Raw genomic sequence first — 7,860 nt, forward strand, 5'->3', positions numbered from 1 at the left:
GAAAGGATTATATTCATGATGATTCGTCGTTTTGCGGCTTTCGCGCTTGTTGGCGGGCTTGCTCTGACGGGTGCCTCGGCAGCGCAGGCTCAGGGATGGGGTAATGTCGCACAGGGTGCGGCTCAAGGCGCGCTGGGCAATGCGCTGGGCGGTAGCAGCACGGCAGGCACTGCGGCTACAGGGACAAGTGGCGCCGCCAGTCTGTTGCCGTCCGGCTCCGGCCTACTGGGCTCGCTGGGTATTCCCTCACTCAGCTCGGTAGGCACAAGCAATCTCACGGGCGTGCTGAGCTACTGCGTGCAGAACCAACTAGTGAGCAGCTCGGCCGCACAGTCCACCCTGAGCACGCTGACGGGGCAGTCTTCCGTGACCAGCGATTCATCCTATGCCGCTGGCCAGCAGGGATTGCTCCAGACAGGCAATGGCAATCAGCTCTCGTTGTCTTCGCTGAAGGGGCAGGTCCGCTCCAAGCTCTGCAAGATGGTCCTGCAGCAGTCCAAATCGCTTATCTGATCATTGCGGACGTCCGCCGTTTCTGAGCGGCGGACGGGACAAGAGGGCGCAGCAAGCCAGCATCGTTTCGGTGCTTGGTGGCTGCGCCCTTCTTGCATTTTGCGGTGTAGCTCTGCGAAGCGGCGGGCAAAGGAAAACCCCCGTGCAAAGCACGGGGGCTGTTCAAAATTCTGTGGTGTCGCTGAAACTCAGAGCTTCTCGACCTGACTGTATTCCAGATCGACCGGTGTGGAACGGCCAAAGATTGAAACGCTGACCTTGAGGCGCTGCTTGTCCTCGTCCACTTCCTCAACCACACCGTTGAAGGAGGTGAAGGGACCATCGGCCACACGCACCTGCTCGCCGATCTCGAAGGTGACGGAAGAACGGGGACGTTCCACACCTTCCTGTGCCTGCTTCATGATCCGCTCGGCTTCCGCCTCGGGAATGGGGCTCGGGCGCGTCTTGGAACCGAGGAAGCCGGTCACGCGGGGCGTGTCCTTGACGAGATGCCAAGCTTCGTCCGTCAGTTCCATCTTCACGAGGATATAGCCGGGGAAGAACTTGCGTTCCGTGTTGACCTTTTGGCCACGACGGACCTCGACTACCTCTTCCGAGGGGACCAGCACCTGTTCGATGTGATCGGAGAGGCCCTTCTGGGCCGCTTCTTCCATGATCTGGGTCGCGATCTTCTTCTCGAAACCCGAATAGACGTGGACGACGTACCAACGCTTGGCCATGCCGGTCTTCCTAGCCTCCCAGCCCGAAAAGTTCACGAACGCCGAGGCCGATGACCTGATCCACGACGAAGAAGAAAATGGACGCGAGCGAAGCCATCGCGAGCACGGCGCCCGTCGTGACCAGCGTCGCTTTCCGTGAGGGCCACGTAACCCGTCTGGCCTCAGCCTCCACGTCACGGAAAAATTTGACTGGACTCGCAGACACGAAAAAACCTTGTCGTTGCGGCTGTCAGGAGAACGGGCACAACGCCCGCACCCGTCAAGGCCGGGAAACCTCGCCCGGACCGGGCGAACCGGTCATCCCGCGGCCGCCTTGCACTGGCCGCCTTACAGGCTGGTCAATGCGCCGCGGATCGCGTCTGGCAGGGGTGGAGGGTCTCGAACCCACAACCTCCGGTTTTGGAGACCGGCGCTCTAGCCAATTGAGCTACACCCCTGCGAACTGCACCCGGTCATCCCGCTCGACCCCGCCCGAGAGCGGGGAGCCGACGGTCAACGACCCGGTTACAGTTGGCGGAAAAGAATATGTCGGGAGGTCAAAGTCAAGGGGGTGAAACAAGATTGTCCTTCGAGGCTGCACGCTCTCCATTTGCAGCCTTGGAAAGATGCCGAAAATTTCTGTTTGTCGGATGCAAAGATGTTCGAATGGCTTGCCGCTTTGTGTGAAATGCAGTAAAGGACCGCCCTAGGACGCGGGCGTAGCATAGTGGTAATGCAGTAGCCTTCCAAGCTTCTGAGGAGGGTTCGATTCCCTTCGCCCGCTCCATTCTCCACCCATTAAAATAAAGGATGCAGGGTCCGTTTGCCCGCAGAGCGGGATGCGTATGGCATCCGGCGATACGAGGCTGGCCGTGTCATCTTCCCCTGTCCGTCCTTTTCTGGTGCTGGGCGCCTGCTGTCTGAGTCTGTTTCTCGTGATGATGGATGTCACCATCGTCAACGTGGCGCTTCCTTCGATCCGGCTGGCGTTCGACGCCGGGCTTCCAGCCTTGCAGTGGATTGTGGATGCCTACACGCTGGTGGTGTCAGCCCTGCTGATGGTGGCGGGAACTCTTGCCGACCGTTTTGGCAGGCGGCGTATTTTTCTGACCGGAATTGTCGTTTTCTGTCTCGCCTCCGCGCTTTGCGGCATGGCGACCTCCAGCGGCGCTCTGATCGCTGCGCGCGCTCTGCAAGGGGTAGGGGGTGCCATGCTCAATCCAGTGGCCCTGTCCATCATTACCAATACTTTTACGCAACCAGCGGCGCGGGCGCGGGCGATCGGGTTGTGGGGAATGATGTCGGGAGCCGCGCTTGCAATCGGACCTGTGGCCGGTGGTGCGATCAGTGATTTCTTCGGCTGGCGCATGGTGTTTTGGATCAACCTGCCCATTGGCGTGCTGGCACTGATTCTGACGCTTCGTTTTATCCCGGAATCGCGGTCTCCGGTGCCTCGTCGATTCGACTTTCCGGGGCAGAGTTTTGCTGTATTGACGACGGTGGCTCTTGTGGCGGCTCTGATCGAAGGGCCGGGATTTGGGTGGGGATCGTCTCCGATTCGGGGGCTGTTCGTTCTCGCGGCTGTGGGGAGCGTGAGCTTCGTGCTGATCGAAAGGCGCCGCGCCGAGCCGATGCTGGATATGCGCTTCTTCCGTTCGCCGCCCTTTGCTTCCTCCGTGATTCTGGCAGTTCTGTGTTTTGCGATTTTCGCGTCGCTGCTGTTCCTCAATACACTCTATCTTCAGGAATTTTGCGGCATGACGCCGGGCAGGGCCGGGCTTGAATTGATGCCGCTTGCCGTCGCGGTCATGATCGGTGCGCCTCTGTCGGGCCGTCTGGTGGCCGCACGGGGAGCGCGCCTTCCGTTATTGCTGGCGGCCGGTGGCCTTACTGCAGGGCCGCTGATGCTGACGGGATTGGACGCGACGGTCTCATGGGGATGGCGTGCGGCCGGTTATGCTGTGCTGGGTGCGGGATTCGGGCTTTGCAACGCTCCGATCACCAATGCGGCGGTGTCCGGCATGCCGCGTCGTCAGGCGGGCGTGGCGGCGGCTGTCGCTTCCACAAGTCGCCAGATCGGGACGGCGCTGGGTGTGGCTATTGCGGGAAGCGTTGGCGCGGCTGAGGCGCTGCAGGCATCTGCTGGTGGACGCCTTTCTGCGGATTTCCTTGGTCTCATGCGGTCAGTGTGTTGGCTGGCTGCAGGGGGCGGTGTTCTTGTGGGGGTAATTGCGCTCCTCGGAACAAGTCGTCACGCGCAGTTGGTGGCGCGCCGCATGGCGGATGGATTCGATTCTTCTCCGCAGGGCTGATTTCCCCCGATCACGGTGTTTCTCGGGGGAAATCAGTGCGTGCGCTGTCTGTTCTGTTGCGCCCCCGAAAGCTCCATGCTAGAGGCGCCGTCAATTAAGAAATGCGGCCGGGCGCGTTATCGGGCCCGGAAAAGAGCCGGGCCGGGAGCGCGTCTGCAGACGCCCCTGGGGAACGCAGAAGGAAGAAGCCGACAGTGGCCACTGCTGTTACAAGTACCCAATCCGCTGCCCGGTCCCCTGTCGGAACGGGTGGTCTCGCGGGTCGGTATGCGACTGCGCTTTACGATCTTGCGGCAGACCGTCGTAAATTGGACGAGGTTCTGCCTCAGGTCGATGTGCTGGTGCGCCTTATCGACGAAACGCCCGAGTTTCAGACGGTTCTGAGCGACACACGTCTCGACATCCGTGACTCGCGCAAGGCTGTCCTTGCCGTACTGGAAAAGCAGGGTTTCGACACCTTGTTGAGAGATTTTGTGGGTGTGATTGCGGACAACCGTCGTCTTCCGCATCTTCGTCAGATTCTTGCGGCTGTGCTGGCCGTGGCTGCCGCCCGTCGGGGCGAGATCACGGCCGAAGTCGTCAGCGCAGAGCCGCTTACCACGGCGCAGCGTGCCCAGTTGCAGGGCAAGTTGGCCGAAGCTGGTTATTCGCGTGTCAATCTTGATGAGCGGGTCGATCCCCAGATCCTCGGTGGTCTCGTGGTGCGCGTCGGTCCGCGTCTTGTTGACACCAGCCTGCAATCCCGCCTTGTTCGCTTGCATTATGCCATGAAGGGAGCCGCGTGATGGAAATCCGTCCCGCCGAGATTTCGGATATCCTCAAGCAGCAGATCGCTTCGTTCGACACGACGACCGAGACGGCCGAGACCGGCACGGTTCTGTCCGTGGGCGACGGTATCGCGCGCGTCTATGGTCTGCAGAATGTCATGGCTGGCGAGTTGGTGGATTTCCCCTCCGCCGGTCAGAAGGGCATGGCCCTTAACCTTGAAGATGACAATGTCGGTGTCGTGATTTTCGGCTCCGATGTCGAAATCCGTGAGGGTGACTCGGTCAACCGCTCCGGCACTGTCGTGGAAGTGCCCGTCGGTAAAGGACTTCTTGGTCGTGTGGTTGACGGTCTCGGTAACCCGATCGACGGTAAGGGGCCGCTCACCGATGTGAAGATGACCCCGGCCGAGGTGAAGGCGCCGGGCATCATGCCGCGCCAGTCGGTCAGCGAGCCGATGCAGACCGGTATCAAGGCGATTGATGCGCTGGTGCCGGTGGGACGTGGGCAGCGCGAGTTGGTCATCGGTGACCGTCAGACCGGCAAGACGGCGATTCTGCTGGACACGATCCTTGCTCAGAAGAATGTCAATGCTCTGGGTGACGACAAGAAGTCGCTCTATTGCATCTATGTGGCAATCGGCCAGAAGCGTTCCACGGTTGCGCAGCTTGTTCGCACGCTGGAAGAGCAGGGCGCGATGCCTTATTCCATCGTTGTGGCCGCTACGGCTTCCGAGCCGGCTCCGTTGCAGTATCTGGCTCCTTACGCCGCCTGTGCGATGGGTGAGTTCTTCCGTGACAACGGCATGCACGCCCTGATCTGCTACGACGATCTGTCCAAGCAGGCCGTGGCCTATCGTCAGATGTCCCTGCTGCTGCGTCGTCCGCCGGGACGTGAAGCGTATCCGGGTGACGTGTTCTACCTGCACTCCCGTCTTCTGGAGCGTGCGGCGAAGATGTCTGATAAGTTCGGTGCGGGTTCGTTGACGGCGCTGCCGGTCATTGAGACGCAGGCTGGTGACGTTGCCGCCTACATCCCGACCAATGTGATTTCCATCACTGACGGTCAGATTTTCCTTGAGACGGATCTGTTCTATCGTGGCATTCGTCCGGCTGTGAATGTCGGTGGGTCGGTGTCGCGTGTTGGCTCGGCCGCCCAGGTCAAGGCGATGAAGCAGGTTGCGGGCAAGATCAAGCTCGAGCTGGCTCAGTATCGTGAAATGGCCGCGTTCTCGCAGTTTGCCTCCGATCTCGATCCGGCGACCCAGAAGCAGCTGGCGCGCGGCGCGCGTCTGGTCGAACTGCTCAAGCAGCCGGAATCCTCTCCGTTGGCATGGGAAGAGCAGGTGGTTGTCCTGTTCGCTGGCACACGCGGCTTCATCGACAATGTCGCTGTCGATCAGGTGGTGCCTTGGGAGACGAAGTTGCTGAGCGAACTGCGCGGTCCGGCAAAGGACATCATTCAGTCGCTGCGGACCGAGCGTCAGGTGACGAAGGATCTCGAAGCGAAGATTGGTGAGTTCCTGACGGACTTCAACCGTCGCTTTGCGGCCTGATAGCGAGTATCGCTCATGGCCTCCCTAAAGGAACTCCGCGCCCGGATCGGCAGCGTCAAATCGACGCGAAAGATCACGAGCGCGATGAAGATGGTCGCGGCGGCGAAGCTCCGTCGCGCCCAGTCACACGCTGAGGCAGCACGTCCCTATGCAGCGGCCATGCGCCAGATGCTGGGGGAGCTTGCAGGGGCGATGGCGGGTCAGGATGGCGCGCCGCAGCTTCTGGCGGGCACGGGTAATGACCGTGTGCATCTGCTGATTCCGATCACGAGTGATCGCGGTCTGGCAGGTGGCTTCAACTCGAACATCAATCGCACGACAAAGCTGACGATTCGTCGCCTTCAGGCCGAAGGCAAGACGGTCAAACTGCTTCCTGTCGGACGCAAGGGGTTCGACTTTCTTTCGCGCGATTACGCTGATCTGATCATTGATCACGTGATCGGCGTTGGTGGGAAGGAAATCCCTTTCTCGGCAGCAAGCGATCTTGGCGCGAAAATCACGAAGCGTCTTGAAAACGGCGAGTTTGACGTCTGCACTGTCATCTATAACCAGTTCCGCAATGTCATGTCGCAGGTGCCTACGCCCCTGCAACTGATTCCGCTGGGGCTCGACGCGACGGAAGCGAAGCCGGACCCGGATGCCGCTCAGTACGAGTTCGAGCCAGATGAGCAGACACTTCTCGAGCGTCTGCTGCCGCGTAATCTGCAGGTGCAGATCTATGCAACGCTGCTTGAATCTGCCGCTGGTGAGCAGGGCGCGCGAATGACCGCCATGGACAACGCGACCCGCAATGCTGGCAAGGCGATCGACCGGTTGACCCAGACCTACAACCGGACACGTCAAACCAACATCACCAACGAACTTATCGAGATCATTTCGGGTGCACAGGCGCTCTGAGCGTCTTCATCCGATCCCGCCCCATCCAGACCGTATTTGCCCGCAGGAGCTGATCCCATGTCGGACACCACCACCCAGACCCCGGCCCAGTCTTCAGCCTCGGGTTCCTCGAACAATGTTGGCCGTATCACGGAAATTCGTGGTGCCGTCGTTGATGTGCAGTTCGAGGGCACGCTGCCCAAGATTCTTGGCGCTTTGCACACGAAGCTTGGCGAACATACGCTGGTGCTCGAAGTGGCGCAGGAAATTGGTGAGCACGAGGTTCGTTGCATTGCCATGGACACCACGGACGGCCTCGTTCGTGGACAGGAAGTGGTTGACACCGGTGCGCAGATTTCCGTGCCTGTCGGTCCCGAGGTTCTTGGTCGCATCATGAATGTGATCGGTGAGGCCATCGACGATCAGGGGCCGATCAAGACGGCTCGCCGGGCGCCGATCCACCGTGAGGCTCCGTCTTTCGAGGATCAGGCTGCCGCGTCCGAAATTCTGGTCACGGGCATCAAGGTCGTCGATCTGCTGTGCCCCTACCTGAAGGGTGGCAAGATCGGACTGTTCGGCGGTGCTGGCGTTGGTAAGACCGTTATTATTCAGGAACTGATCAACAACATCGCCAAGGCCCATGGCGGTGTGTCGGTGTTCGCTGGTGTGGGTGAGCGTACCCGTGAAGGCAACGACCTGTATTACGAAATGCAGGATGCGGGCGTCATCAAGATCGGTGAAAACGGCGACACCGAAGGTTCCAAGGTGGCGCTGGTCTACGGCCAGATGAACGAGCCGCCGGGAGCACGTGCCCGTGTTGCTCTCTCCGGTCTGACGCAGGCGGAATATTTCCGCGATGAAGAAGGTCAGGATGTCCTGTTCTTCGTGGACAACATCTTCCGCTTTACGCAGGCCGGTTCGGAAGTGTCCGCGCTGCTGGGTCGTATCCCTTCGGCCGTGGGCTATCAGCCGACGCTGGCGACGGAAATGGGTGCCCTGCAGGAACGCATCACCTCCACGAAGAAGGGTTCGATCACCTCGGTTCAGGCCGTTTACGTGCCGGCCGACGATCTGACCGACCCGGCTCCTGCCGCGACCTTCGCGCATCTTGACGCCACGACGGTTCTGAACCGTTCGATCG

General features: G+C 60.5%; 8 protein-coding genes and 2 tRNA genes. 7 read left to right on the forward strand and 3 right to left on the reverse strand.

Going from position 1 to position 7,860, the window contains the following annotated elements; translation table 11 throughout:
• Window positions 1-15 precede the first annotated feature (15 nt).
• Complete coding sequence (locus KUA11_RS16010; protein ID WP_217411954.1) at window positions 16-513, forward strand: DUF2501 domain-containing protein; 498 nt, start codon at window positions 16-18, stop codon at window positions 511-513.
• Window positions 514-701: 188 nt separating this feature from the next.
• Here KUA11_RS16010 and nusG read toward each other — a convergent pair whose 3' ends face one another.
• From nusG to KUA11_RS16025, 3 genes are all read right to left on the reverse strand, one after another.
• Window positions 702-1,232, reverse strand: a complete 531-nt coding sequence (gene nusG, locus KUA11_RS16015; protein WP_166316374.1) for a transcription termination/antitermination protein NusG — start codon at window positions 1,230-1,232, stop codon at window positions 702-704.
• Between the two features lie 10 nt (window positions 1,233-1,242).
• On the reverse strand, window positions 1,243-1,437 hold the full coding sequence (gene secE, locus KUA11_RS16020) for a preprotein translocase subunit SecE (protein WP_166316371.1): 195 nt from the start codon (window positions 1,435-1,437) through the stop codon (window positions 1,243-1,245).
• 155 nt (window positions 1,438-1,592) lie between these two features.
• Window positions 1,593-1,669, reverse strand: a tRNA-Trp gene (locus KUA11_RS16025).
• Between the two features lie 255 nt (window positions 1,670-1,924).
• Here KUA11_RS16025 and KUA11_RS16030 point away from each other — a divergent pair.
• From KUA11_RS16030 to atpD, 6 genes are all read left to right on the forward strand, one after another.
• Window positions 1,925-1,998: transfer RNA gene (locus KUA11_RS16030), tRNA-Gly, on the forward strand.
• A 52-nt stretch (window positions 1,999-2,050) separates the two neighbouring features.
• Window positions 2,051-3,523 carry an MFS transporter gene (locus tag KUA11_RS16035; protein WP_254454992.1) on the forward strand — a complete coding sequence of 491 codons (1,473 nt, stop codon included), beginning with the start codon at window positions 2,051-2,053 and terminating at the stop codon, window positions 3,521-3,523.
• Between the two features lie 101 nt (window positions 3,524-3,624).
• Complete coding sequence (locus KUA11_RS16040; protein WP_217411956.1) at window positions 3,625-4,308, forward strand: F0F1 ATP synthase subunit delta; 684 nt, start codon at window positions 3,625-3,627, stop codon at window positions 4,306-4,308.
• The gene (gene atpA / locus KUA11_RS16045) at window positions 4,308-5,843 is read left to right on the forward strand and encodes a F0F1 ATP synthase subunit alpha (protein ID WP_166316362.1); all 1,536 of its coding nucleotides are present in this window, start codon (window positions 4,308-4,310) and stop codon (window positions 5,841-5,843) included. The genes KUA11_RS16040 and atpA overlap by 1 nt, the downstream gene beginning before the upstream one ends.
• Window positions 5,844-5,858: 15 nt before the next feature.
• A complete protein-coding gene (locus tag KUA11_RS16050) occupies window positions 5,859-6,740 on the forward strand; it encodes a F0F1 ATP synthase subunit gamma (RefSeq protein WP_166316359.1) in 882 nt (293 codons plus the stop codon).
• A gap of 57 nt (window positions 6,741-6,797) precedes the next feature.
• On the forward strand, window positions 6,798-7,860 hold a 1,063-nt coding region (gene atpD / locus KUA11_RS16055; protein ID WP_217411958.1), incomplete at its 3' end, for a F0F1 ATP synthase subunit beta.

Source organism: Acetobacter estunensis, assembly GCF_019083805.1.
Lineage (GTDB): Bacteria > Pseudomonadota > Alphaproteobacteria > Acetobacterales > Acetobacteraceae > Acetobacter > Acetobacter estunensis_A.

What these genes read in the sequence shown, in the direction of transcription:
- KUA11_RS16010 (WP_217411954.1), top strand. Translation starts at nt 16, where the DNA reads ATGATGATTCGTCGTTTTGCGGCTTTCGCGCTTGTTGGCGGGCTTGCT.
- nusG (WP_166316374.1), bottom strand. Translation starts at nt 1,232, where the DNA reads ATGGCCAAGCGTTGGTACGTCGTCCACGTCTATTCGGGTTTCGAGAAG.
- KUA11_RS16035 (WP_254454992.1), top strand. Translation starts at nt 2,051, where the DNA reads ATGCGTATGGCATCCGGCGATACGAGGCTGGCCGTGTCATCTTCCCCT.
- KUA11_RS16040 (WP_217411956.1), top strand. Translation starts at nt 3,625, where the DNA reads ATGCGGCCGGGCGCGTTATCGGGCCCGGAAAAGAGCCGGGCCGGGAGC.
- atpA (WP_166316362.1), top strand. Translation starts at nt 4,308, where the DNA reads ATGGAAATCCGTCCCGCCGAGATTTCGGATATCCTCAAGCAGCAGATC.
- KUA11_RS16050 (WP_166316359.1), top strand. Translation starts at nt 5,859, where the DNA reads ATGGCCTCCCTAAAGGAACTCCGCGCCCGGATCGGCAGCGTCAAATCG.